General features: G+C 65.3%; 16 protein-coding genes and 1 pseudogene. 9 read left to right on the top strand and 8 right to left on the bottom strand.

Features of this window, described 5'->3' with window-relative positions; translation table 11 throughout:
- Window positions 1-11 precede the first annotated feature (11 nt).
- From GII31_RS20910 to GII31_RS20890, 5 genes and pseudogenes are all read right to left on the bottom strand, one after another.
- Window positions 12-3,497, bottom strand: coding sequence for an Eco57I restriction-modification methylase domain-containing protein (locus tag GII31_RS20910; RefSeq protein WP_246221986.1), 3,486 nt, complete (start codon window positions 3,495-3,497; stop codon window positions 12-14).
- Complete coding sequence (locus GII31_RS20905; RefSeq protein ID WP_213245240.1) at window positions 3,494-6,313, bottom strand: helicase-related protein; 2,820 nt, start codon at window positions 6,311-6,313, stop codon at window positions 3,494-3,496. The genes GII31_RS20910 and GII31_RS20905 overlap by 4 nt, the downstream gene beginning before the upstream one ends.
- Window position 6,314: 1 nt before the next feature.
- The gene (locus GII31_RS20900) at window positions 6,315-11,462 is read right to left on the bottom strand and encodes a DEAD/DEAH box helicase (protein ID WP_260840171.1); all 5,148 of its coding nucleotides are present in this window, start codon (window positions 11,460-11,462) and stop codon (window positions 6,315-6,317) included.
- Between the two features lie 124 nt (window positions 11,463-11,586).
- A pseudogene (locus tag GII31_RS20895) lies at window positions 11,587-11,958 on the bottom strand (TipAS antibiotic-recognition domain-containing protein); the annotation flags it as partial.
- 49 nt (window positions 11,959-12,007) lie between these two features.
- Window positions 12,008-12,553: a hypothetical protein gene (locus GII31_RS20890; protein WP_213245239.1), complete on the bottom strand. Its 546-nt coding sequence runs from the start codon at window positions 12,551-12,553 to the stop codon at window positions 12,008-12,010.
- Window positions 12,554-12,623: 70 nt separating this feature from the next.
- Between GII31_RS20890 and tgt the strand changes: the two genes are divergently transcribed.
- The 3 genes from tgt (at window position 12,624) to GII31_RS20875 (ending at window position 16,529) form a co-directional block, all read left to right on the top strand.
- Window positions 12,624-13,898 carry a tRNA guanosine(34) transglycosylase Tgt gene (tgt, locus tag GII31_RS20885; protein WP_213245238.1) on the top strand — a complete coding sequence of 425 codons (1,275 nt, stop codon included), beginning with the start codon at window positions 12,624-12,626 and terminating at the stop codon, window positions 13,896-13,898.
- 254 nt (window positions 13,899-14,152) lie between these two features.
- On the top strand, window positions 14,153-15,529 hold the full coding sequence (locus GII31_RS20880; RefSeq protein ID WP_213245237.1) for a hemolysin family protein: 1,377 nt from the start codon (window positions 14,153-14,155) through the stop codon (window positions 15,527-15,529).
- Entirely contained in the window at window positions 15,522-16,529 is a 1,008-nt protein-coding gene (locus GII31_RS20875) for a hemolysin family protein (protein WP_213245236.1), read from the top strand. Before GII31_RS20880 ends, GII31_RS20875 begins: the two co-directional genes overlap by 8 nt.
- Window positions 16,530-16,566: 37 nt before the next feature.
- On the opposite strand, the gene gluQRS is transcribed toward GII31_RS20875, so the two are convergent.
- The gene (gene gluQRS / locus GII31_RS20870; RefSeq protein WP_213245235.1) at window positions 16,567-17,475 is read right to left on the bottom strand and encodes a tRNA glutamyl-Q(34) synthetase GluQRS; all 909 of its coding nucleotides are present in this window, start codon (window positions 17,473-17,475) and stop codon (window positions 16,567-16,569) included.
- 112 nt (window positions 17,476-17,587) lie between these two features.
- On the opposite strand from gluQRS, the gene GII31_RS20865 reads away from it, so the two are divergent.
- Window positions 17,588-18,652 (top strand): ATP-dependent DNA ligase, encoded by a 1,065-nt coding sequence (locus tag GII31_RS20865; protein WP_213245234.1) that lies wholly within the window; start codon window positions 17,588-17,590, stop codon window positions 18,650-18,652.
- Window positions 18,653-18,654: 2 nt separating this feature from the next.
- The gene (locus tag GII31_RS20860) at window positions 18,655-19,719 is read left to right on the top strand and encodes a DNA polymerase domain-containing protein (RefSeq protein ID WP_213245233.1); all 1,065 of its coding nucleotides are present in this window, start codon (window positions 18,655-18,657) and stop codon (window positions 19,717-19,719) included.
- Between the two features lie 12 nt (window positions 19,720-19,731).
- Here the strand turns inward: GII31_RS20860 and GII31_RS20855 are convergent, their stop codons facing one another.
- Window positions 19,732-20,670 (bottom strand): calcium/sodium antiporter, encoded by a 939-nt coding sequence (locus tag GII31_RS20855; protein WP_213245232.1) that lies wholly within the window; start codon window positions 20,668-20,670, stop codon window positions 19,732-19,734.
- Between the two features lie 132 nt (window positions 20,671-20,802).
- Between GII31_RS20855 and GII31_RS20850 the strand changes: the two genes are divergently transcribed.
- The 4 genes from GII31_RS20850 to GII31_RS20835 all read left to right on the top strand — a co-directional run bounded on the left by GII31_RS20850 (window position 20,803) and on the right by GII31_RS20835 (window position 24,762).
- On the top strand, window positions 20,803-21,900 hold the full coding sequence (locus tag GII31_RS20850) for an HtaA domain-containing protein (RefSeq protein ID WP_213245231.1): 1,098 nt from the start codon (window positions 20,803-20,805) through the stop codon (window positions 21,898-21,900).
- Window positions 21,901-21,981: 81 nt separating this feature from the next.
- Window positions 21,982-22,899: an alpha/beta fold hydrolase gene (locus GII31_RS20845; protein ID WP_213245230.1), complete on the top strand. Its 918-nt coding sequence runs from the start codon at window positions 21,982-21,984 to the stop codon at window positions 22,897-22,899.
- A 40-nt stretch (window positions 22,900-22,939) separates the two neighbouring features.
- Window positions 22,940-23,272: a Fic/DOC family N-terminal domain-containing protein gene (locus tag GII31_RS22535; RefSeq protein WP_322973041.1), complete on the top strand. Its 333-nt coding sequence runs from the start codon at window positions 22,940-22,942 to the stop codon at window positions 23,270-23,272.
- Window positions 23,273-23,769: 497 nt separating this feature from the next.
- Window positions 23,770-24,762 carry an aldo/keto reductase gene (locus tag GII31_RS20835; RefSeq protein WP_213245229.1) on the top strand — a complete coding sequence of 331 codons (993 nt, stop codon included), beginning with the start codon at window positions 23,770-23,772 and terminating at the stop codon, window positions 24,760-24,762.
- A gap of 88 nt (window positions 24,763-24,850) precedes the next feature.
- Here the strand turns inward: GII31_RS20835 and GII31_RS20830 are convergent, their stop codons facing one another.
- On the bottom strand, window positions 24,851-25,378 hold the full coding sequence (locus GII31_RS20830; protein ID WP_260840170.1) for a hypothetical protein: 528 nt from the start codon (window positions 25,376-25,378) through the stop codon (window positions 24,851-24,853).
- Between the last annotated feature and the right edge of the window lie 36 nt (window positions 25,379-25,414).

Raw genomic sequence — 25,414 nt, 5'->3', positions numbered from 1 at the left:
GGACCTTTGGGTCACCCGAACTGAGTATGACTGGCAGACTGTTTCCAGCTCCGGATCGTGGGAACGTGGCGGCGATCATCGTACGCTCGTCTGTCGATCGAGCGATCCATCGGTAGCCCGCCAGGAAATCCTCGTTGGGAGTGCCGCTGGGAAGCTTGGCAGTGACTTCCTGCTCCGCGACCCAGTAGCGCGGCATGACAACGAAGTTTAGGTCGGCTTTCTCTTCGGCGGTGACCAGGCGAGTGGCGCCGTCGGGTTCGTAGGTGGCCCAGCGGTGGTCGAAGTGATGGATCATCTTGGCCTCGTAGAGGGGGAGCATCCGCTGGAGTTGTTCTCTCTCTCTCTCTCTCTCTCTCGAAGACATTGCCGCGCAGTGTCCAACCGTCGGCTTCGAGTTCTTCGCGGGTATGGAATAAGCCGGAGTCGTTCGACATGTGGAACATCGTCATAAATTTTATGCCCCACGGGTTTCCGTTCTTGGGGTCGTTCTCGTTGATGAGGACCGGGACGCGTTTGTAGATTCCGAGGGTGATCTCGGCATCGCGGCGCGATCGGAATATCGGGCAGGTTCCGGTATTGGGGTTGAGGAGGGTGATCTCTTCGGGGCTCAACGTGAAGCAGGTGTCGGGGCGCAGTAGGTCCGTCGGGTCGTGTGCGAAGAACGCAAAGTCGGCCTCTGGCTCGCGGGTATCCCGACCAGTCAAGGTGAGCAAACAGAACTTGAAGCTCCGATGGACGCCTGCGAATAGGGGGCGTGAGTTCTCGAAGTCATACAGGCTGGCGATCGATCCGTGCTCGACCAAGTCCTTGAAGAAGTACTGGGTGGTGGCATCTGTGGCGATGCCAGTCGGCAGGATCGCACCGAGTCGCCCACTACCGTCGATGAGGTTCCGGTTGGTTTCGGCGAATACCGCGTAGGTATTGATGTCGCCGCGTCCGGTGAGCGGGTAGCGGCCCGAATTGTGCAAGATGTGTGAGATGCCTTCGGCGCGGCGCTTCTCGGCGACGAACGCTCGGTACAGCGATTCGTTGGTATTCGGCAGCACCGCAATCAGCTTCTTTCGAGCGGCTGCGTTCGGTGCAGTCGCGATCTCGGGATCGCGGGCCGCGAAGAACTCCTGCTCCTGCAGCTTGACTCGCTCCCATGGCGGGTTGCCCAGGACCACAGAGAAGCCGCCGGCCCAACCGGTCGCCTCATTGACGGTGCCCGAATCGGTAGAATCAGTGGGGAATATATGCGGAAACTCCAGGTGCCAGTGGAAGAAGCGGTACTCGGCGGTAAGTTGTTCAAGCTGGTTGTCTTGCTTGCTGTCCAGCCAGGTGGTGCCGTCTCGCAGACCGGTGATGGTGGCGTGGGTGATCGGTTTGGGTGCGCTGTCGGTCTTGGGCCACACGAACGCGGCACACCACGCATCGGCGACCAGTCGGGCGTTGCGGTACTCAGGTGAGTCCTCGTAGGTCCGCAGACGCTGTTGCTGGACGTGGACGTCGGCCAGTGACAGGGTGTCGCGACCGACGACCTGCTGTACCTCTCGTGCCAGGGAGGTGTTTGTGGGAAGTGCTTCGCCCAGGCCGAACAGGCTGCCCTGATCGTTGCGTTCGGCCTTGTTGGCCTTGGTGATCGCGGTCGCGATCTTCTTGTCGTCCCCTTCGATCGGTTTGAACGCCGCGTCGGGCAGTTCTTCGGCGAGGAGGGCGGGTGTCGCGCCGATGAGGGCATTCCCCACCTTGATCTGCGCGTCGAGGTAAATCAACGGTCGGCCGGGTTCCAGGGCTTCCATCCACAACGACACCTTGGCCAGCTCGGCGGCGAGTGGGTTGATGTCTACGCCGTAGATGCATCGGCCTACCACATCGCGCATGGCTGTGCGGACGGGGTCGGGCGCGGGCTCCGGGTCACCGGTGCGAATCACGGCAACCCGCTTGGCGATACGTCGTGCCGCTCCCACCAGGAAATGCCCACTGCCACAGGCAGGATCGCAGACGGTGACGGCCAGCAGCGCAGAGATCTGACCTTCGGCATCCGATGCCGACTTGACCGCGTCATCGAGGACCGGATCCAGGGCGGTGTCGAGGAGTGAGTCGACCAGGGACGTCGGGGTGTAGTAGGAACCGGTGTCCTTGCGCTGATTACCGGACGCGATATCCAGGGTGTACGTCTTAGTCACCCCGTCCCAGTGGGGTACGAACTCCAGCAGCGCCTCGTAGATGCTGCCGAGTTCTTCGGCACCGAGATTGCGGTAGTCCACCACCCGCAGCACCCCGGATTTCGGCTCCCGGATCAACGAGAGCGACCGGACCGCGGACAGCAGCGCGTCGTTGCTGACCTGGTGCTCGGTAAGAAAGTCCAGTTCTCCGATGTCGAAGAGACCACCGATGCCCGGCAGGGCGAGCTCGGGCCGGCCGGTTTCGCTACCCAGCCCGCGCCACACCAGCGTCAGCGCCTGCCATCGGTCACCGTACCGGCCACCACCACGCCGCCGGCGCGATGTCCTGCGCAGGCGTGCGGTGGAGAAGTACTCCGCGTAGCGGGCCTTCGCAACCGGGTCGGCGCCGGGGTCCAGAAGTACGCCCCGGTCCTCGGCGACGAAAGTGAATAGCAGCCGGTACACCACCCGTAGCAGAGCATGGTGCACATCGGCGACCGAGAGGTCACCGGACGCGAGTTGCTCACGCAGCTCACCATTGTCGGGGTGGGCGAGGAAACCGCGACCAAGGGTCCGCAGCGCATCCACCACTCCGTCCCGCAATTGATTCAACGCACGCGAACCGGACTCGATGGACTCAGTGCGCCACTGCTCCAGACGGCACGATGACGCGCCGATCTCCTCGTCCAGCACCTCCACCCGCGACACCTGGCACAAGGTGTACAGCAGCAGGAAGTCAGGGAAGAGGTCACCGTCGAAGATCGCTTCCAGGTCGAACTCCACATACGCGGACCCGACCAGCGATGTCGAATCGCGTAGCAACCGCAGTGTACGTCCGTTCGACAGGATCGCCCACAGATGCGTGTCACTGCGGTTGAGTAGCTCCTGGACCATCGATTGCGGTGACGCCCCGGCCGCCCCCGCGGCACCCTTGGTGCGGGTATCGAGCGACGTACCGGCACCGAGAAGGTGGATCGGCGTGATACCCCACAGGTGCGACACCGGGAAGGACTGGCCGTCGGCGACGATGCCGCCGCGTCCGGTGGTGGCCACCCGGCCATAACCGAGCTGGTCGAGCAGGATCAGCAGGAAACGTTCACGGGTGAGCGAGGTGGTGGGTGCGCCGTCGGGCAGTTGCTCGAGTGCTTCCCGGTAACCGGTCCACGCGCCCCGCAGATACGCCCACACCCGGTTGGCGGCGTCGCGGACGGTCTCACCCGCGACAAGGTGATAGTCCTTGGGTAGCAGTGCTTTACCCGAAGGATCATGACCGGAGGACAGCAGCGAAGGCAGGTTGGCCGGTAGCAGACCACCGACGATCCGCACCCCGACAAACTGATCCAGGCTCATCGCCCACTCCCCGCAGCCGAATCCGGAATAAACACAAACACCCCGAGCACATCGGCGCCGGGCTCCGGGGTGACTTTCAAACCACGAACGATCTCGGCCGACGCCTGCCGCACCCGCCGGTGCGAGGCCAACAACTCCTGCGCCATTTCCTTGCCCCGATCCTCCAAATAGGGGCGGAGGGTGTCGATTCCGTCGACAGCGCGCGATATGAACTGCTTGGCCTGCGGGGCAGGAACATTGCCGCTCGGTGTGGCGGCCAGCAAGTCGGGAACCTTGTCCTTGCCAAGCCATCGGGCCTGGGCGGGAGAACCCTCGAACGCGAATGTGGCGGCATCCTCGGCAATCAACTGACGCAGCCCCGTCCGGGACGGAAGCTCAAGGTGAAAGCGGTAGCGGGTGACCAGCAGGGTGGTGCGCACCGATACCGCAGCCGTGCGCACCACCGAACAACGTCTGGCCGGGCGGAGTTCCGGGTCCAGCCCCTCATCGAGGGCCGACTCGATGACATAACCCGCGATGGCCTCCACCGATGCGTCGGTACGCGACAGTACGGCATCGCCACGGCGGACCGGAAGGTCGTCGGCGAACAACAGCGGGTCGTTCCGGTCCGGTGGTAGCGCGTCCAGCACGCCCAGGGGCAGGGGAGCGAGTGTGGCGAGCATGCCGTTTTCGGTGGTTCGCACTGTGGAATGCAAAGCATGCAAGGCATTTTCGACGCAGGAACGGACCTGGTCGCGGGTGCCGAGTGATTCACGTGCCGCAGTCAGTTCCGCCGACACCTCCTCGGGCTTGATCGCGTGCTGTGCGTACTTGGTCTGCGCGCGACGTTCCCGTTCGGCGCTCGACATCCACTCGTCGAACAGGCTGCCCTGCTTCGCCTGAACGCCCAGATCCAGGGAGAGCTGCTCGGCATCGGCGCCGCGCAACAACAGTCCTTCCATCAGTGCCTCGACCACGGCACCGTTGCTGTCGGGCACCGGAACCGACACACCCGTGGCCTTTCGGATCTGCTCGTGCTTACGCAGCAACACCTCGAGCACGATGCCGTCAATCTTGTTGTCGCGGCCATAGAGCGTCACCGCCCGAACCTGATCGGCGCGCTGCCCGAACCTGTCGACCCGGCCCTCCCGCTGCTCATGCCGGGTCGGATTCCAGGCGAGATCGTAATGCACCACAGCCTGGAAACTCTCTTGCAGGTTGACCCCCTCAGACAGGCAGTCGGTGGCCACGAGTACGTGGCGTCCCTCTGCCGCTGTCAGGTCCTCAATACGTGACACGCGCTCGGCCGGCGGGAGTGTGCCCGTCACCGGCCGCACAGTCACAGTGCGACCCAACGCCTTATCGAGTTGCTCGGCGACATACTCGGCGGTGTCGATGAAGCGGCAGAAGACGATCGGGTCGCAGCCCTCGGCGAGGAGCTTTTTGACCTCCTTGACCAGAGCGGCGACCTTACGATCGGCTTTTCCCTCCAGTTTCCTCGCTTCCGTGAGGAAGCCACGGAGTTTGCGTTCGGCCGAATCCTGGCCGGACTCCGGAGCCGCGCCGGGCGTGGTGTCGGATGCTTCGACGGCCTCGTCGTCGGCCTGATCGAGAACCACCGCGCGCCCGATGATGTCCGCCTCGTGGGGTGTGCCGGCCGCTGCCGAGGCGGCCCGGGTGCGCAGCGTTTGCGCAGCGGCGCGCGGGGACGACGCGAGCGCGCGCAGCAACGCGAGCGCGGACCACCAGTTCACCCGCTTGGTCAGGTCACCGTCGTCGGTGCGGACGGTTTCCCGTGCGTAGTCCAGGACCCGGTCGAACAATGACCGATACTCGTCCGACAGTGTGTACGCGACTTCCTTGGTGAGCCGGTCCTTCGGAAATGGGGTGTCCTCATCCAGGTAGCGGCGGATGTCACCGCGCCGGCGCTGCACGAAATGCCGGGCCAGCAACTCTCGGCCCCATCGTTGCTCCAGGTCCACCATCTCCAGTGCCGGGTCGAGGAGCCCGAGCAGATTGCGGAACGCTTCCTCATTACCCGAATGTGGTGTGGCACTGGCTAAGATCATGTGCCTCCGCTGATCCTTGGCGAGCTCCCGCATCAATTCGTAACGTTGGGTTCGGCCCGATCCGCCCTGCCCGGCCGCAGCGACGCAGGTATGGACCTCATCGACGATTACCATGTCCGGGCAGGTGCGCAGAAACTCGTGCCGCCTTCTCGACGACTTGATGAAGTCGGTGGATACCACCGTGATCGGATAGCGTTCGAAAATCGACTCACTGCCGATCCGGCCGCGTTCAAGGCGCCGCACTGTCGAGGACAACACGAGTTCGGCTTCCAACCCGAACTTCTCCCGCAGTTCCGACTGCCACTGTTCCGCGAGCGCCGGTGAGCACAGCACCGACAACCCCCGGGCTTCACCCACCGCCAGGAGTTCGGCCGCGATCAAACCCGCTTCGACAGTCTTGCCGATCCCCACATCGTCGGCGATCAGTAGCCGGACCACGTCCTGACGTAACGCCAACATCAGCGGTACCAGCTGATATGCGCGGGGCTGCACGGCGATCGAACCCAGACAGCGGAACGGCCCGGCAGTGGATCGAAACCCGATACGGAGGGCGTTCGTGAGAAGTCGGGCACTGAAATGGTCACCGAGGTCATCGGCGGACGGCGGCGGAAACGATGCGGGCTCAACACCTTCGCTCGCGAGAACACCGGCGACGTCGTCGTCGAGTCCACCGAGCGGGCGCAGCACCAGGAAATCATCGGTGCTGTCGGGCAGCACCACCCATTCACGGCCGCGTGCGGTCACCAGATTCCCAGGCGAAAAACCCATGTCAGTTCCTTCCTGTCCCGAATACATAGGTATGCTCACGAATCTGTGCCAGCCAGTCCCGATCGGCTCGCAGCCGGATCACCGACCAGCCCCGATCGAACAGCGAATCCTCGGCGGCGCCATCGCGGCCAGGTCCGGGATTGCCGGACGGCTCGTCGACGAACACCGCCGCAGACGCGGTGTCGTTGTGGAAAACGAAGTCGGCGTGGACGTCACCGACGGTTTCGTGGACAGCGTCGGGAAGCCGGTGCTCGTTCGAAGCCAGAGTATCCAGGAGTGCGCGTTCGGAGTCGGTCGCGCATAGGGCACGAAGCGCATCCATCCGCTGAGGATCGCTGCTGCTTCCATCGGCGGCCGGAGTGGTGCGACTATGTGCCATCCGCAGCAGCAGATCGCGTACGGCATGCCGGTCGATACGTGTGTGGTCGAGCTGATTCCCGTAGGAGAGCAGGCAGTCGTAGCAAGCCTTTTCGCAGCGCTCGGCAGGCTGTTTTGCCGCCTCGACATCGACTCCGTCAGTGGTGAAGTGGGCGATCTCCAAGGCGCGCAGCGCGACCCGCGCAATCGCATCCGGTTCGGCCACCAACCGACGAAGGACGCCCGCGCCGCCCTCGGCTGACTCGGTGAACAACATCCGGCCGTGATCGGTGTTGTCCGGCAACGACTCACTCGACAGTTCGGAGTCCTCCAGCTGGAACTCCGCCTCGATGCCCCGTTCCAGCGCATACCGCAACGTGGTGGTCACGGTCTGATCCTGTGACGTGGACAGCCGCAGCACGGCGATGTTCCGGGTGTCCTCGACGTACGGAATCACCTTCTGCGCCTTACCAGCCCTGTCCAGGTCTTCGAGGCCGTCGTCGTCGGGTGTCGCATCGGATGCGTCCTTTTCGCTGAGCCAATTGCCCTTGACGGTGTCGAGCCAATATCCGAGTTCATCCGGGTTCCTTCGGCGGCGGCGCCCCAAGTTGGTCACGCGGACAACCGCGGTGTCGCCGTAACTGATCTCCGCGAGCGGTAGATCGTCGGCCGTGACCTTGGCGTCGGCACGTCCTGCCTGCGGACCGTGCTGACTGAACCGGTACGAGGTCTCGAGCTCGAAACCGGCCCGCCGACGTTCCTCCTCGTCGGATGAGATGCGCTGGCGGCGCCGGGTGAACACCGTTTGCATGCGCATCAGGTTCTGTCGCGGAGCAGGCAAGACCGTTCCGCAGTTCTCGCACACGTCAAGACCGGGCTGCCGGATGTGGTGGTAACCGCAATCCTCGCATCGTCGGGCATCCTGCAGGTCGACGGTGCCGACACCCCCTGCCGCCATGGGAACCTGGATCCGGCGGACCTCGTACCGAGCACCCTCGTGGTAGATCAACGCACCGGGACCGAACTCGGATATGGCGAGAAACCGTGGCCGCTGAAGGTAGTTGCCCTGCTCGGATCCCGCGCCCGCCATTCTCCCGCCCGGGATGTACGCCGCGAGGGGGAGCCGGGGGAAACTGTAGCCGGGCAGGAATCCTTCGGAGGCGAAGTACCGGTACGTGTAGAAATCGGAATGGCCGGTATCGGAATCCTCGTTGCGCAACAACTTGAGCTGGTTCTCGGCGTCGCGACGCCGAGACTCGGCGGCCCGGCGGGCACCGGCACTGGCGGACGTGTCGAGCACAATGCGATTCTGTTCGACCTGATCGTCGAGTGCGGCACGGTACAGTTCGCGCCATCGATCACAGGCGGCATCAAATGATGTCGCAGCCGAATTGATAACCTTCTCGGTCCAACCGTCATACCACCAGGAGGTATTCACCAGCTCGGGATGCAGTGGCGCGATGATTGCCTCGGCACGCGTGGTCGCCCTTGTGGCGGCATCGGATTGACTCAAGGCGAACGCCAGGTCAGTCACGAGGGGTATCGCAGGAGACTCGACGTCGAGCAGCTGGGGCATCCGCGAATGCAGGCTCGCGCCGGTCTCGGCCAACCACAGGGCATGCAAGTGCGAAGCCAGTAGTGACTCATTGGTCAGGTCGAGTCGCGGAGCCGCGACCGAGCCCGCGACCATGTCCTGAGATCGTCGGAAATAGTATTGGTCATGTGAGTTTCCCGTCGCGCAGTAGGTAACCACCAGTGCGGGCTGACCAGATCGCCCGGCACGACCTGACCGCTGGGCATAGTTCGCCGGCGTCGGGGGCACGTTCCGTAGCCCTACCGCGTTGAGACTGGAAATATCGACACCCAGTTCCATTGTGGGTGAGCAGTACATCACCGGCAGTGCGCCGGAACGGAACTCGTCCTCTCGGTCGGCGCGGACCTGCGACGGCACCTGGGCGGTGTGCTCATGTGCGTGCATCTCGGCCAAGGTGGCCGCGGCCTTCTGATACAGATCGCGGAAGAAGGGATTCACGCGAATTCCTTGATCGGCGTTCGCGGTTCGGCGCAACTGATCTGGTGCGGCATTGACACCGTCCCCGGCGCACCAGATGATCGCTGACGCCTTCAGCCGATAGTTGGGGCCGGGATCATCAGGAATCGATACCTTCGTCAACAGGCCGGATCGCTCCAAGATCGCCAGGAGTTTCTCGATGACGTCCTGCGCATCGGCGGTGGTGAGCCTGCTGCCGTCCAGATTCCGCAGCGTGCTGCGATCGCGAATGTAGCGGCCGAGTGCGCTGCGGCCGGTCATTCGGGTGTCGGCCCGAGACAGCCCCGGTGTTCCGGGATGGGAGGAAACCGTCCCCACACGGGGCAGATCGCGCCCCGAGACTGACCACAACCCGGTGAGGTGTTGGCCGGACTGCCGCTGTAACCGGTCGAAACCGTCGTCGGTCAAGCACTCCACGTCAACGGCCAACTTGCGACGGAACTCATCGAGAACTATCTGGCACAGCTCTTTTCGTGCGCCCGCATCGGCATACCGGAGACCTGGCGGGCTCGACGACCACAGGTCCTGGTCTACGGCGATCTCAGTCAGCGACTCGTACGCGATGCGCAGTAGGGCCGTCTGCTCCAGGTTCGGCATGGTCACCCGCCAGCCCCGCTCCAGATCGGAATACAGGCGGTACTCGATGAATGCGGTGAACGCGCGCTCGGCGGACTTGCGCGGGCCGTACTTGGCATCCGGATTTGCCGCGTATGTCTCGTACGGGATGTTGAGCGCGGCCACCACTCGCTGCGCCACCTCGTCATGCAGCAACGGTCCATCTGCCAACGCCCGATACAACGCGCCGCGAATCTGTGTGACCTGAACAAAATCGTTGAAGTGTCCGGCTTGCAGACTGGCATCCTGGCGATTGTCGACGAAGGTCAACAGTTTTCGGGCAGCCGCATCGAGGTCGGCTGTCGGTAACTCTTTCAGCGAACGGACAATCGAGGTACTCACCACGGACACCGCCGAACTGCGGCCCTCGGCATCGAGGCTGGCCAGCTTGGCGAAATCGTTGCCGCGGGTCTGCTCGTAGGAAACCTTGCACCGCAGGCAAAATCGGAACGGTGACGGAACATACGTGGCGACGATCCCGTCGGGTTCTTCGGTACCGTCGACGGCGACTCGGACAATCCGGGGCTGATGTCGCCGCAGTCGATCGATCACCACACCGTCCGCGAGCCACGAATCAGGAAAGCGGCCTTCTGCGACCGGATCCTGCGGCCACGGCTGCTCCTCGGAGATATACAGGTACCCGTTTGCGTCATCACCGCCGCTCGCATCCCGGTCCCGCCTCGGTCGATACCGGATCGTGCCGCGGTCGTCGGTGCGGGCCACGACGAGATACTCCTGGCCGCATTCGCGGCAAAAGGACAGTGGGATAAGGATTTTGTGTGGTTCTCCGGGGACCGCCACCTGGTACGTCGACGTCACATGCCGAGTGCGTTCGGGCTCAATGGACGTGTAGACGGTGTCGCCCTTGGATAAGAACTGGTGGAGCCGGAACGCGAACAAGGGGCGGCCGGTACCCGAATGTGCTGCATTCGAGCCGGCGAGAAGTGTCGCGCGGATCGCTGTCGCACATTCGTCCGGGGTGCAGCCGCTGTGATCGGCCAGTAGGGCCGCCGCGTCTCGTACGCGTTGCGGCTTCTGCCGGATCACCCGTCCCGAGGAGGGTTCGGTATCGAGGCCGAATGTCGACTCGATCCAGCATGCCAGCGGTGATGCCGTCAGGTCGTCATAGGAACCGCGGGCGCCGCCCGCCCGGATCTCCGTCCGCAACTCCGGCAGGTCATCGACATCGCCGGTCGTGGCGGGAGTCAGGGTCTCACCGATCACATGTTCGGGAATCACCGAAGCACCGAACACCTGGCTTGCGACACCGGCGACCACTGCGCGCTGATCATCGAGATCGCCCGCGCTCGCCATCGTCGCCGACGTGCCGACACATTGCAGGCGTGGGGACCCACATGCATCCCGCACTCGCCTGACCAGCATCGCGACGTCCGCGCCCTGCCTGCCGCGGTAGGTGTGCAACTCATCGAGAACCAGAAACTGTAGTCCTTGGGAGACCTGGACCAGACGCTTGCGTTCCTCCGGCCTCGTCAGGACCAGCTCAAGCATCACGTAGTTCGTGAGCAGCATGTCGGGCGGATCACGCAGAATCTGCTCGCGGTCCTTGTCGTTCTCCTGGCCGGTATACCGTGCGAACGTCACCGGCTCGTTGCCGTTGCCGTATCCGTAGCGCAGGAACTTCTCCAGTTCGCCCACCTGGCTGTTGGCCAGCGCGTTCATCGGATAGACGATGATGGCCTTGACACCTCGTGGACGCTCACGCATCCGCAGAACACGGTCCACGATCGGAATGATGTAGGCCAGCGACTTGCCGGAACCGGTACCGGTGGTGAGGACATATGATTCACCGGTTTGTGCTGCCGCGATGGCCTCCCGCTGATGCATGTGCACCGTGATCGGGCGTCCACCGAGATCGGTCATCGAGGATTTCGGCCGGAAGATCCGCTCGCATTCAGGGTGCAGCAGACCGTCGGCAACCAACTCGGTGATCGAACCACCATCGGCGAACAATGGATTGAGCGACAGCCACGGCTCCGGCCACTGCTCACCCCTATCGGCCAACTCCTGGACGTGCTGTGCCAGCCTGCGTTCGCGGACATCGACCGCTGATGTTGTGAACGACTTGTAGTCGTCCACCAGCTGACGGTGCACCTTGAAGATGTCCATGAATCCTGCGGGTACCAATCCTTCGGGGACGCGTGGGGCAGTGGTGCCAGGTGATCACTGACACTACTGCCCCACTCGTCACACCAACAGATCAGCCGAGCAAACGAGTCCACTCGGCCGACAGCTACCCCCGCGCCTCCGCATTCGCCACGATGATGTCGTGCACGAACTGGGCCAGCCCCGGCGCGATGTTGTCGTAATGCCTGGTGAAGCGGGGATCGGCCACATACATGTGCGCCAGGCACACCTGCATCTCGTGGTCGCAGTCGTAGAAGCGGTCGATCGACGTCCGGTGTTGTTCGGCCAACGCGTTCGCCTCGGCGGAGCCGGCTCGCACCCCTCGCCGCAGCCCGTCGGCCAGGGACGCCTCCAGCGCGTCGGTGTCGGCCTTGACCGCGATCCAGTCCTCCTTGGTGAGCTTCGCGGTGCGTTCCCGGCTCTGCTTCCAGGCGTCGGTGTCGCCCCAGCGCTGCTGGGCCTCGGCGTCGTAGTTCTCGCTCACAGTCCCACCGTGGCCCCTCACGCGGCGTGAGGGTCAACCCCGATTACGGCGTGAAGCCGATCACGGACTGATCCTTCTGGCAGGCGGCCAGCAGGCCGTGTACCTGCGACGGCCCGCACGTCCAATCGCCGACCTTCTTCTGCTGCCCGGTGGCGATGGCCTTGGCGTTGTACTCCTTGGTGAGGCCCTTGGCCTCGGCGCAGGTCACCTCGCCCGCCAGGATCACGATGTGCAGAGCGCCGTCCGGTCCCTGCGTGGTGCCGCACTCACCGGTCGCGGGGGTGGGCGCCGATGTCGTCGTGCGGGTCGCCGCATCGGGGTCGGCCTTGTGTGAGCTGCGCTTGGACGCCGGGACCGGACCACCGACGATCGGGGCGGACGGATTCTCGGTCCGCAGCTGAGCCGAGTTCGATGTCGTCGACGAGGATCCCGATGACTCGGCGGCAGCGGTGTGCGAGGTGGTGGAGGAGGCCACCTCGGACGACGACGGGCCGCCGGTCGCATCGTCCTCCGAGCCGCACGCCGCGAGCGTCAGCGCCACGGCGACGGTGGCGGCGAAAACGGCAAGGCGGGGCGTACGGCGCGTCATGGTTCACTACGGTAGCGAACCGGTGTTCACCGGTTTGAGACCGCCGGTACTGAGCTGGGAAGATGCATCGGTGACCAATGGATCTTCGTCAGACCCGCGGACGGGGCGCAGCAGACCCGTCGACTACACGGTCGGCACGTCGCTGCCCGGCACCCTCGGCCGCACCGGCATCATCCACACGCCGCACGGTGACATCCACACACCGGCATTCGTGCCGGTCGGGACCAAGGCAACCGTCAAGACGGTGCTGCCGGAGTCGGTGGCCGCCCTCGGCGCCCAGGCCGTGCTGGCCAACGCCTACCACCTGTATCTTCAGCCCGGCCCGCAGATCATCGACGAGGCGGGCGGGCTCGGTGCCTTCATGAACTGGCGCGGACCCACCTACACCGACAGTGGCGGGTTCCAGGTCATGTCGCTCGGTGCGGGCTTCAAGAAGGTCATCTCGATGGACGCCGCAGAGGCACCCGACGACGACCTCACCGCGGGCGGCAAGGAACGCCTGTCCGACGTCGACGACGACGGCGTCACCTTCAAATCTCACCTGGACGGGTCGAAACATCGATTCACCCCCGAGGTGTCGATGCGGATCCAGCACCAGCTCGGCGCCGACATCATCTTCGCCTTCGACGAACTGACGACGCTGATGAACACCCGCTCGTACCAGGAGAGTTCACTCGAACGGACCCGGCTGTGGGCGATCCGCTGCCTCGCCGAACACAACCGGCTCAGTGCCGAACGCGCTCACCGGCCGCAACAGTCGCTGTGGGGGGTGATCCAGGGTGCCCAGTACGAGGACCTGCGCCGCAAGGCAGCGCGCGACCTGGTCGCCCTCAGCGAGGCCGACCGTGCCGCCGGCGGAAAAGGGTTCGGCGGATACGGGATCGGTGGTGCGCTGGAGAAGGACAACCTGGGCACCATCGTCGGCTGGGTCAATTCCGAACTGCCCGAGAGTGCGCCCAAACATCTGCTCGGCATCAGCGAACCCGACGACATCTTCACCGCCATCGAGAACGGCGTCGACACCTTTGACTGCGTCTCACCGACCCGTGTCGCCCGCAACGGCGCGATCTATTCGCGCGACGGCCGCTACAACGTCACCAACGCGAAATACCGTAAGGATTTCGGTCCACTCGACGCGGACACCGAAAACTACACCTCGCAGTACAGCCGCGCCTATCTGCATCATCTGTTCAAGGCGAAAGAAGGGCTCGCCGCCACCCTGGCGACGCTGCACAACGTCTCATTCATCGTCAACCTCGTCGACGGCGCCCGGCGAGCCATCGAAACGGGCGACTACCTCGCCTACCGCGACGACTTCCTCGGCCGCTACTACGCGGGCAGCTGACCGGCCGCCATCTCCGGCGCTGTCGCCCGGCCGGTGAACCAACGGTGACCGGCGTCGCGGCGACTTGCACCGATGCCCGAGTTTCGGCACCCTGGAGCGAACAATTACCGAATACCTGGGCCGCCCCGTCACCTGATCGGCGCCCGAAACAGTGAGAGAGAAATGAGACGCGTCAAGCGCCGAAAACGCCGCCGACGACCCGAACCGATCCCCGCTGACATACGAGCCCTGGCAGTGCACGGTGAGGACTGCCCGTGCTGACCGTCCTGGGAATCTTGCTGGGCGTTCTCGTCGTCCTGGCCATCACCGCGCTCACCGGCTACTTCGTGGCGCAGGAATTCGCCTTCATGGCCGTCGACAGGTCCCGGCTCGCCGCGCGCGCAGCGGCCGGCGACGCTGCCGCCAAACGCACCCTGTCGGTGACGCGCCGCACCTCGTTCATGCTCTCCGGTGCGCAACTGGGCATCACCATCACCGGACTTCTCGTCGGCTACGTCGCCGAACCACTCATCGGCAACGGGGTGGGCGACCTCTTCAGCGACATCGGCATCCCGGTGTCGGTGGGAGTCGCGATCGGCACCGTCCTGGCCGTCGGATTTTCCACCGTGGTGCAGATGGTGTTCGGTGAGCTTCTCCCGAAGAACCTCGCCATCGCCAAACCCGAACCGGTCGCACGCTGGCTGGCCCGGTCCACCACCATCTACCTGGCCGTGTTCGGCCCCATCATCACCGTCTTCGACAAGGCCGCCGAACTGCTGCTGCGGATACTGCACATCGAGCCCGTCCACGACGTCGAACACTCGGCCACCCCGCGCGACCTCGAACACATCGTCGCCGAGTCGCGGGAGACCGGCGAACTGCCCGCGCAACTGTCGACGCTGCTCGACCGGGTCCTCGACTTTCCCACGCGCAGTGCCGAACACGCGATGATCCCACGCGGCAACGTCGACACCGTCTCCGTCGACGACCTGGCCCGCGACGTGCTGGAGCTGATGAGTTCGGGACACACCCGATACCCGGTGGTCGACGGCGCGCACGAGGTCCGCGGCATCATCGACCTGCAGGTCCTGCTCAACTGGTCGCACGCCGGCGCCGACCCGACGGTCACCGCCGGCGCACTGTGCCGCCCCGCCATCGCCGTCCCCGATTCCCTGCCGTTGCCCGAGGTCCTCGACCAGATCGAGGCCGCGGACGGCGAACTGGCGATCGTCATCGACGAATACGGCGGCTTCGCCGGCATCATCACCATCGAGGACATCGCCGAGGAGATCGTCGGCGAGATCGACGACGAACACGACCCGGTGACACCCAAGGACGTCGAGCAGACCGACGGCGGCTGGCTGGTACAGGGCGACGCGCACCTGGACGAAGTGTCCCGGATCATCGGATACGAACTGCCCGAAGGGGATTACGAAACAATCGCCGGGCTTGTCATCACCATCTTCGAAGGTCTGCCCGACGTGGGCGACACGGTGACCATTCCGCTCGACCCCGACCCCGCGGACCTGATCGGGGAGGGCGGCGGCCACCACGAAGTGCGCGCCACGGTACGCGAGATCGAGAAACGGGTGCCGTCATTGGTGTTCGTGACATTTGTCGGCGGCACCGGCAAGGAGGCCGGCGATGAGTAATCCGTGGATCGTTCTGCTCGTGACGGCCTTCCTGATCGCGCTCAGCGCCTTCTTCGTGGCTGTGGAGTTCTCGTTGATCGCGGCCCGCAGGCACCGGTTGGAGGACGCCGCGGCCGGCAGCCGTTCGGCCGCCGCCGCACTGCGCAGCGCCTCCGAACTGCCCGTACTGCTGGCCGGTTCGCAGCTGGGCATCACGGTGTGCACGCTCGCGCTCGGTGCGATCACCAAACCCGCCGTGCACCACTGGATCACGCCCGTGCTCGACACCTGGGGGGCGCCGCACTGGCTGGCCGACGTGCTCGGCTTCATCCTCGCGTTGCTGATCGTGACATTCCTGCATCTGGTGGTGGGTGAGATGGCACCCAAGTCGTGGTCCATCGCCCACCCCGAGAAGTCGGCGACGATGCTGGCGCTGCCGATGCGGGCGTTCATGTGGCTGACCCGGCCTCTGCTGGAGTTGCTCAACCGGCTGGCCAACTGGTTCCTGCACAAGCTGGGGGTGCAGGCCGTCGATCAGGTTGCCTCCGGGCAGGATTCGGAGGCCCTCGCGCACCTGGTGGAACACTCGGCCGACGTCGGCACGCTCGACGAGGCCTATCACACCCGCCTGGCCAGTGCGCTGGAGCTGTCGAAGCTGACCGTCCGCGACGTGCTGCCGCCGGGGGCGACGCTGACCGGTGTCCGGCCCGATGCCACCGCCGCGGAGATCCGGGACATGAGCCGGCAGACCGGATTCCGCCGGATACTGGTGCGTGCCAACGGGCTGGTGGACGGCGTGGTGCATGTGCGTGACGCGGTTGCCGCCGCCGATGACGGGGTCCGTGCCGCCGATCTCATGCGGCCTGTGCTGGCCCTGGATGCCACTTCACCGGTGTACGAAGTGTTGCAGAAGATGCGCGAGACCCGTAGCCACGTCGCCACCGTCACCGACGGCGGCGTCAGCATCGGCATGCTCACCCTCAACGACGTCCTGCAGCGGCTCCTGGCCACCACCGACTGATGAGGCCCCGCCGGGGGCGAGGTCCCGGCCGGAACGGTCAGCCCCAGATGTCGGGGGTCACGATCCACGGATCGCGGGGGAGCGCCGCCGGGTCGAACCGCGTTGCGAGCGTGGCGGCGTCGACGATCTCGCCATGTTCGGCGAGATCGAGGGATTCGGCGATCCGGGACAGCACGATCGGTGTGGACACGCCCGCGGCGGCAAGATCGCCGAGGGTGACCGCGCCGTCGCGTTTGCTGAGCCGGACACCCTTGTCGCCCAGCACCATCGGCACATGTGAGTAGCCGGGCCGGTGGTACCCCAGGCGCGTCGCCAGATACGCCTGCCGGGGTGCGGACGAGAGCAGATCATCGCCCCGGACAACCTGATCGACCCCCTGCGCGGCGTCGTCGACCACCACCGCGAGGTTGTACGCGGGGGTTCCGTCACCCCGGCAGATCACGAAATCGTCGACCATGCCGGTGTATTCGCCGAGTTGTGTGTCAATGACGGTGAATTCGTCTACGGCCGTGCGTAACCGGATGGCCGGTGGCCGTCCTGCGGCGATCTTCTCGGCGCGGCGGGCGGCGGTCAGGGTGCGGCAGGTACCGGGGTACGCGCCGTCGGGGGAGTGCGGGGCCGACGGCGCCTCCAGGATCTCGCGGCGCGTGCAGAAGCACTCGAACGTCTCGCCGGCGGCGGTGAGTTCGGCGATCACCGAACGGTACACGTCCAGCCGGTCGGTCTGGTGGATCACCGGCTCGTCCCACTCGATGCCCAGCGTCGCGAGGTCGGCGAGTTGCTGTGCGTCGGCGCCGAGCGCGGTGCGATCCAGGTCTTCCATCCGGATCCGGAACGCCCGCCCGGTGGTACGGGCGAACAGCCACGCCAGCAGTGCGGTCCGCAGATTCCCCACGTGCAGGGCCCCCGACGGGGACGGGGCGAAACGGCCGGCTGCGGTGGTCATCGGGTCCGAGGCTACCGGCTCCGCGCAACTTTCTTCCGATATAGTCCCTGGCTCGGGCATATGGCCGAGCGAACCCCTATATCGGACGATCTTGCGTGGCACGATGGTGCGTATGCAGCTTCCGGTTCTGCCGCCCGTCGCGCCGATGCTCGCCAAGGCGGTTACCGCGATCCCCGACCAGCCGGACGGTGAACCGACCTGGTCGTTCGAGCCGAAGTGGGACGGTTTCCGGGCGTTGCTGTTCCGCGACGGTGACGACGTGGCGATCGGTTCGCGCGGCGGCAAGGACCTGGCCCGGTACTTTCCCGAGATCGTGGCCGCGGCCAGGAGCGAACTCCCCGACAAGGTGGTGCTCGACGGCGAACTGGGGGTGCCCGCACTCATCGGCGACACTCATCGGCTGGACTGGGATTCGCTGTCCCAGCGCATCCACCCCGCCGGATCCCGGATCACCAAGCTGTCGGAGCAGACCCCGGCGATGTTCATCGGCTTCGACGCCCTCGCTCTCGGGGAGGCGAGCGTGCTCGACAAGCCGTTCGAGGTGCGCCGTCGGGTACTGCTCGACGCCGTGGAACCCGATGGCGATGACCGGGGCCGCGATCGACGATTTCATGTGAGTCGGGTGACCACCGACCCGGAGCTGGCCCGGGAATGGTTCTCGGCGTTCGAGGGTGCCGGTCTCGACGGGGTGGTGGGCAAACGGCTGGCGGGCCCGTATGTGCAGAACAAGCGCGAGATGATCAAGATCAAACACAAGCGCACCGCCGACTGCGTGATCATCGGCTACCGGGTCCACAAGAGCGGAACGGGACTCGGTTCGATGCTGCTCGGTCTGCACACCGACGACGGCGATCTGCACATGGTGGGCGGGTCCAGCGCCTTTTCCGACGCAAAACGTCGTGAACTGCAACAACTCCTGGAACCGATGCGCCTGGATCCGGACAACCCGGCGATGGGGGAGCAGACGCGCTGGCGTTCGGGCAAGGACGGCGCGTGGATTCCGGTGCGGCCCGAACTGGTGGCCGAATTCGCCTACGACCAGATGGAGAACCACCGGTTCCGGCACACCGTCACCTTCCTGCGGTGGCGCCCGGACCGCGCGCCCGACAGTTGCGGCTACGGCCAACTGGAGGTGCCGCTCACCTATGACCTGCACGATGTGCTGGAAGGGAGCTGACCGTGGCATCACGTTCGCCCGCCGAGGAACTCGACGTGGACGACATTGCCGTCCGGCTGTCCAACCCGGACAAGATCTACTTTCCCGAGCTCGGCGAGAACGGCGGCCGCAAAAGGGATCTCGTCGGCTACTATCGCACCATCGCGCTGGCCGGGCCGCTGATGGCGGCGGTGCGGGACCGGCCGACGTTCATCGAACGCTATCCCGACGGCGTGGACGGCGATCAGATCTACCAGAAGCACATCGCGCGCACACGTCCCGATCACGTTCTGTCCACCCCGATCACGTTCCCGTCGGGCCGTACGGGCGATGCGCTGCGGCCCACCGTTCCCGCCGACATCGTGTGGGCGGCCAACTACGGCACGGTCATCTTTCACACCTGGCCCACGCTGCACCCCGACAACGATCATCCCGATCAACTGCGCATCGATCTGGATCCCTCGCCGGGTACCGATTTCGACGATGTGCGCCGGGTCGCGATAGACCTCGTGCGGCCGCTACTGACGGAACTGGGGCTCACCGGATTCGTGAAGACCTCGGGCAGCCGGGGCATTCATGTGTTCGTACCCATCGAACCGCGCTGGGACTTCATCGCCGGGCGTCGTGCGGTGATCGCGCTGGCCCGCGAACTCGAACGCCGCGACCGCGACGCGGTCACCACCTCGTGGTGGAAAGAGGAACGCGGACAACGCATCTTCATAGACTTCAACCAGAACGCCCGTGATCGTTCGATGTGTGCCGCGTACTCGGTGCGGCGCAGCCCCGACGGCCGGGTGTCCACACCGGTCACCTGGGACGAACTCGCCGACGTCGACCCCGCCGGGTTCACCATGGCCACCGTTCCCGACCTGCTGGCCCGGCGCCCGGATCCGTGGGCCGACATCAACGATCATCGTGCCGGTATCGAACCGTTGCTCGAGTTGGTGTCCCGCGACGAGGAGAACGGGTTGGGGGATATGCCGTATCCGCCCAGCTACCCGAAGATGCCGGGTGAGCCACCGCGGGTCCAGCCGAGCAAGAAGGTTGCGTCGCACTGGGATGAGCACGGTAACCGGGTCGACGGCTAGCGTGGCGGGCGGTCAGGTCCGGAACACCAACAGCAGCGTCAGATACACGGCGTAGGCGGCGACGAAGGCGGCGCCTTCGAGCCGGGAGATCCGCCGTCCCGAGATGAACACCGGGATGCACAGCAGCGCCACCGCCGTCATCAGCGGGATGTCGATACGTAGCAGGTCGTCGTCGACGGGTATCGGCGCGACCATCGCGGTGGCGCCGAGAATCAGTGTGATGTTGTAGACGCTCGACCCGATGAGGTTGCCGATGGCCAGGTCGCGGTTGCCGCGTGCCGTCGACACCAGCGTGGTGACCAGTTCGGGCGCCGATGTGCCGATCGCCAGGACGGTCAGGCCGATGACGGCCTCGCTGACGTTGAGGTCGGTGGCCACCTGTACCGCGCCGTCGACGAGCCAGTCGGCGCCGAGCACGACGACCGCGATGCCGCCGCCCAGTTGGAGCAGCGCGGTCGGCCACGGTCCGGGTGGAGCCTCCTCCGCTTCGGGCGGTGACGATTTCGACGTCAGGTCGGCGCGAATCACCAAACCCGTGTACGTCACGGCCAGTATGAGCAGCACCGCGCCATCGAAGCGGGACAGGGTGCCGCCGGCGCACAGGATGAGCAACGCGATGGCGCTGACCACCATGCACGGCAGGTCGACGCGCAGGGTTCGCCGATGCAGCACCAGCGGGACCATCGCGGCCGACATACCGAGGATGAGCAGGATGTTCACGATGTTGGTGCCGGCGATATTGCCGATCGCCATCGTGCCCGCATCGTTGAGGGCGGCGTCGATACCGACGGCCAGCTCGGGGAGGCTGGTACCGATCGACACGACCGTCAGCCCCACCAGCAGTGGGGACACGCCGAGCCGGGTGGCGATGGTCGCACCACCCTGGACGAGGGCTTCGGCGCCGGCGACCAGCGCCAGCAGTCCCGCGGCGACGAGAACGTACTGGTTCATGCGTCCGGTCCCATGCCTATAGACCCTATGTCGCGGCCGGGGATGTTGCAGCCGGGGATGTTGCGGCCGGGGATCTCCGGTAGTGACCAAGGACGGTGGTCACCGCGAGCTCCCGGGTATTAGGGTGCACTCATGGTGACGACGAGGTTCTGCAACAGGGTCGGCATGTTGATGGTGGTGGCCGGGCTGGCGGTGGCCCTTGTCGTGTCCGGCGCGGGGCTGACCGGATCGGCCCACGCCGCACCCGTTTTCCGGCCGCACATCGACGTATACCTCGCCGACGGTGTCACTCCGGTGGGCACCACCCGCGTGCATCCCGGTGACACCCTGGTGGTGAAGGGCCGCGGCTTCGACCCGAAGTCCAACACAGACGGCTTTCCGCTGCCGGTTCCGCCGGGCGTCCCGCACGGCACCTTCATCGCGTTCGGCGCGTTCGCACCCACGTGGAAGCCGTCGCAGGACGCTCCCGAGTCGGCGCGCGCGACCAGCAGGCTCGGCGTGCAGTGGGCGATGTCCCGCGAGGCGCTCGCCAGGGTGCCCTCGACGCCGTTCGACATGCGGCGCACCATCCGCCAGCAGTGGGTGCCGCTGGCCGCCGACGGATCGTTCACCGCCGAACTGAAGGCGACCACGCCCAAGGAGATCCCGGCGGGGGCCCGGTGGGGCATCTACACCTACGGCGCGGCCGGGGCCACCAACGCCGCACAGGAACTGTCGGTGCCGGTCAACTATTCGACGCAGCCCGGACCGAACACGCCGAAGCCCGCACCCGCCGACCTGGTCTGGGCCTACTCGCCCAACTTCTATGCCACCGTCACCGAGCGTGCGCAGGGCACCGTGTACGGCGCCGACGGCGCGGGTCTCGACGACCAGGACCGGCTGACGTTCACCCGCACCGGCGGGGCCGTCCACAACGGCACCGGGACATTGCGTTTCACGGGCACGATCGTCGCGTTCACCCGATTCCACCTGTTCGAGATCGCTCTCGCCGATCCGATCATCACCGTGCGCAACGGTAAGGGCGTGCTCAGCATGCGCACCTCGACCACCAACATGAACGGCACGGACGCCCTGCGCCGCGTCACCATCGCCGACGTCGATCTCGCCGGAATCGGTGACGGCAGGTCGGTGCGTGGTGCCAAGGTCACCTTCCGGCCCGGAATCCGGCCCGAGGCGCTGGCGGTCCTGAGCACGGGCCCGGCCTCGCCGCTCGATCTGAATCTGCGCTGACGACGCGTTCTCCGGCGACCGAACAGGGCGCATGGGCAGGTGGTGTGATTAGGTGAATCGCACAGCCGAAAGGAGCCCGCGTTGTCATCCACAGCCGAACCCGCATGGTTCACCCGGGCGATCGCACACACACCCGAGCACGGCTCGACGACGGTCGACGGTTGTGACATCCACTACCGCGCCTGGGGCACGGTGGGCAGCCCCGGCATCCTGCTGGTGCACGGTGGCGGCGCCAACTCGGCGTGGTGGGATCACGTCGCCCCGTTCGGTGCGGGCACCCACCGCATCGTCGCGCTCGACATGAGCGGTCACGGCGACAGCGGCCGACGGGACAGTTACCGGACACAGACCTGGGCGAAGGAGGCGATGGCGGCGGCGCGGGCCGGTGGCATCGAGGGCAAACCGTTCGTCGTGGGGCACAGCATGGGCGGCTGGGTGACCTCCCAGATCGCCGTCGACTTCGGTGACGAGCTGGCCGGGATCATCATCGTCGACTCGCCGCTCAACGACGTGCCGCCCGAGGTCGGTTCGATGGCAAAACGCGCACAGTCGGAACAGAAACGGAACGGCCCCCGCAAGTCCACGCTGGAGGAGATCGTCGCCCGGTTCCGGCCGCAACCCGCCCAGGACGTGGTGCTGCCGTACGTGGGCCGCAACATCGCCGAACAATCGGTGCGCGAGGTCGACGGCACCTGGGTGTGGAAGTTCGACCGGGGGATCTTCAGCCCCAACGAGCACGGTTTCAAACTGCGTGACCGGTTGCCGGAGATGAAGGTGCGCACCGCTTACGTGCGCTGCGAGCACGGCCTTATCCCCGACGACATGGCCGCCGACATCAACGAACTGCTCGACCACCGGGTGCCGATGGTGGAACTGCCCGACAGCGGCCACCACCCGATGCTCGACCGCCCGCTCACCCTGATCGCCGCGATTCGCGCGACGATCGGCGCGTGGGAGGTGTACGACCGGATCGAGGCGACTGGTCGGGCCGGTATGTGACTTTGACCGCTACCACCGGCGCTGTGGGATTGTGGGCGACATGACCTGGGAGCCTGGCCGGCCGTACAACGCGCTACCGCCGCCTGACGTGGACGCCCTCGAATCCAGGGCTGTACTCAGGGCCTCGATCGGTGCGACCTCGGCACTGGCCAAGCTGGATCAGGCTGCGGTCTCGATGTCCAACCCAACTGTGCTGATCAACTCAATTCCTGTACTGGAAGCGCAGGCGAGCTCTGAGATCGAGAACCCTTACCTCTTCGACTGCGTCTGCCGTGTGCAGCATCATCAAAGCTCGGGAGATGAAGGTGCGTGCCGTACCGGGGACGAGGATTGCGAACCCTGTGACGGGCGAAGTCATCTACAGCCCACCTGAGGGCCGGGATGTGATCGTGGACAAGCTATCTGAGTGGGAGCGCTTTGTTCATAGCGATAACGGCTTGAATCCTCTGGTGCGTATGGCCGCCGCTCACTACCAGTGATCGCCTCTTCATCAACCGTCAGTTCCTGGAGCTGCTGACTCGCGCCGAGTCGCCATAGATATGGAAAGGATTTTGCCATTCATGCCAAACATGAGAAGAAGTACAGCAAAAGTTAACAGATTCCTGTGATATATATCACATATGGGTGCTTGTCGAACCACTCACGACCCCAGCTGCCACGTCGACGTTGTGAGGACCACGGCCCGATCGTGACAGTCGGATGGCGCGGATCCGCGATGCTGGTTCGGTGCCGGAACAGCGATCGCCGTGACCTAGAACTTTCCCGAATTAAAGCCTCTGACCTGCACGTGAAGATTCAGTAGACCCGCCCGGGGCCAGAGTGATCGTTAGTGTGCGCCTACGACCACGGTGTAGATGGGAAGGGAAGATTATGGCTTCGATAGTGGAGCTCGGCGACGGGCTCAAGGTTTCAGCGCTCGGATTCGGCGGGATGTCGCTCACCGACGTCTATGGCGCGGTGACCGATGATGACGCACTGCGCACGCTCAACCAGGCTGTCGACAGCGGTGTCACATTCATCGACACCGCCAACGGCTACGGTGACGGCCGCAGCGAGACGACGATCGGGAAGCTGGTCGGGGCACGGCGCGACGAGGTGCAGCTGGCGACGAAGTTCGGGATCGTGAAGCAGAGCGGAGTCGGACAGCGTGGTGTGCGCGGCGACCGCGAGTACATCCGCGAACAGGTCGAGCTGAGCCTGCGGCGCCTCGGCACCGACCGCATCGACCTCTACTACCAGCATCGTGTCGACCCGCTGGTGCCCATCGAGGAAACGGTCGGCGCCATCAAGGAATTGATCGAAGAAGGCAAGGTTCTGCATATCGGGCTGTCGGAGGCCACCGGCGACGAGATCCGCCGGGCTGTCGGTGTGCACCCCATCGCGGCCATCCAGTCGGAGTGGAGCGTGGTCTCCCGCGACGTCGAGCGTTTCGTCGTGCCGTCGGCACTGGAACACGGGGTCGGTTTCGTGTCCTATTCGACGCTCGCCCGCAAGTGGCTGACCGGGCTGCTGAACTACGACGATCTCGTTGACGGGGATGTGCGGCTCAAGATCTCGCGTTACACCCCCACCAACCTCGCCTACAACCAGCCGGTGCTCGAGGAATTCCTGCAGATCGCCCGCGATGCCGAGCTGACGGGCGCGCAGCTCGCGCTCGCCTGGTTCTACAACAAGGCGCGGCAGATCGGTGTTCAGGCCGTGTCGATTCCGGGTTCGCGGTTCCCCGAGCGGGTCGAGGAGAATCTGGCGGCGGTCGAGGTCGTGCTGTCCGACGAGCAACTCGGGCGCCTCGACGGGCTGGCCGATCGGGTGCGCGGTCATCGCTCCGCGCAACCGCAGCTGGTGTCATCCGCGCGGGAGTAACGCACCGTGTACGAACAAGTGGAGCGTAGGTGCCACCAGGTGACACCTACGCTCCATTGGATCCGGCTGCAGGAATGGCCGCCGGTGCCTACCGGATGGCGATGTCGACTCGGGGCAGATCGCCGAAACATGGTGCGGTGAGCAGATTCCGACCGATGAAGCGGCCGCGCGTGGCGTACGGCAGGCTGAGGTCGATGGCGATCTCCTCGATCAGGTCTTCCAGCTTGCGGCCGGACTTTCCGGCTTGAGCTGCGGTGACGCGGGTACCCGCCCGGGCGACCAGCACATCGCCGAACGAGTAGGTGCGGCCGAGTTGCTCAGTCAGTAGCCGGTCCAATTCGAATGTGGCGATAAACCATGTGATCAGATCTTGTGGCTTTTCGCGCGCCAGCTTGACCCAGCCCGTTGTGCCGAAGGCTTCCCGCAGACGGTTCTTCAGTTTCTCCTGACCGAGGCCCACGACGAGACCGAGCACGTACGCTTCACGCGGATTCTGCTGGACCCAGGTGGTCAGAGTAGCTACGTCGAACATCCGCAGATGCGAAAGTGATCGGCCTGCTGACGTAATTCGCTCCATCTCCGGCGTGACGATGGTCGGGTTGACCCAATCACTCATGCTGCGAAGGTTCGAGCGGTAGTCGGCGAGTGAGAT

Origin of the sequence: Gordonia pseudamarae, from assembly GCF_025273675.1 — a bacterium.
In the GTDB taxonomy this organism is placed as follows: domain Bacteria; phylum Actinomycetota; class Actinomycetes; order Mycobacteriales; family Mycobacteriaceae; genus Gordonia; species Gordonia pseudamarae.
This window is presented reverse-complemented; position numbering and strand designations above follow the sequence as displayed.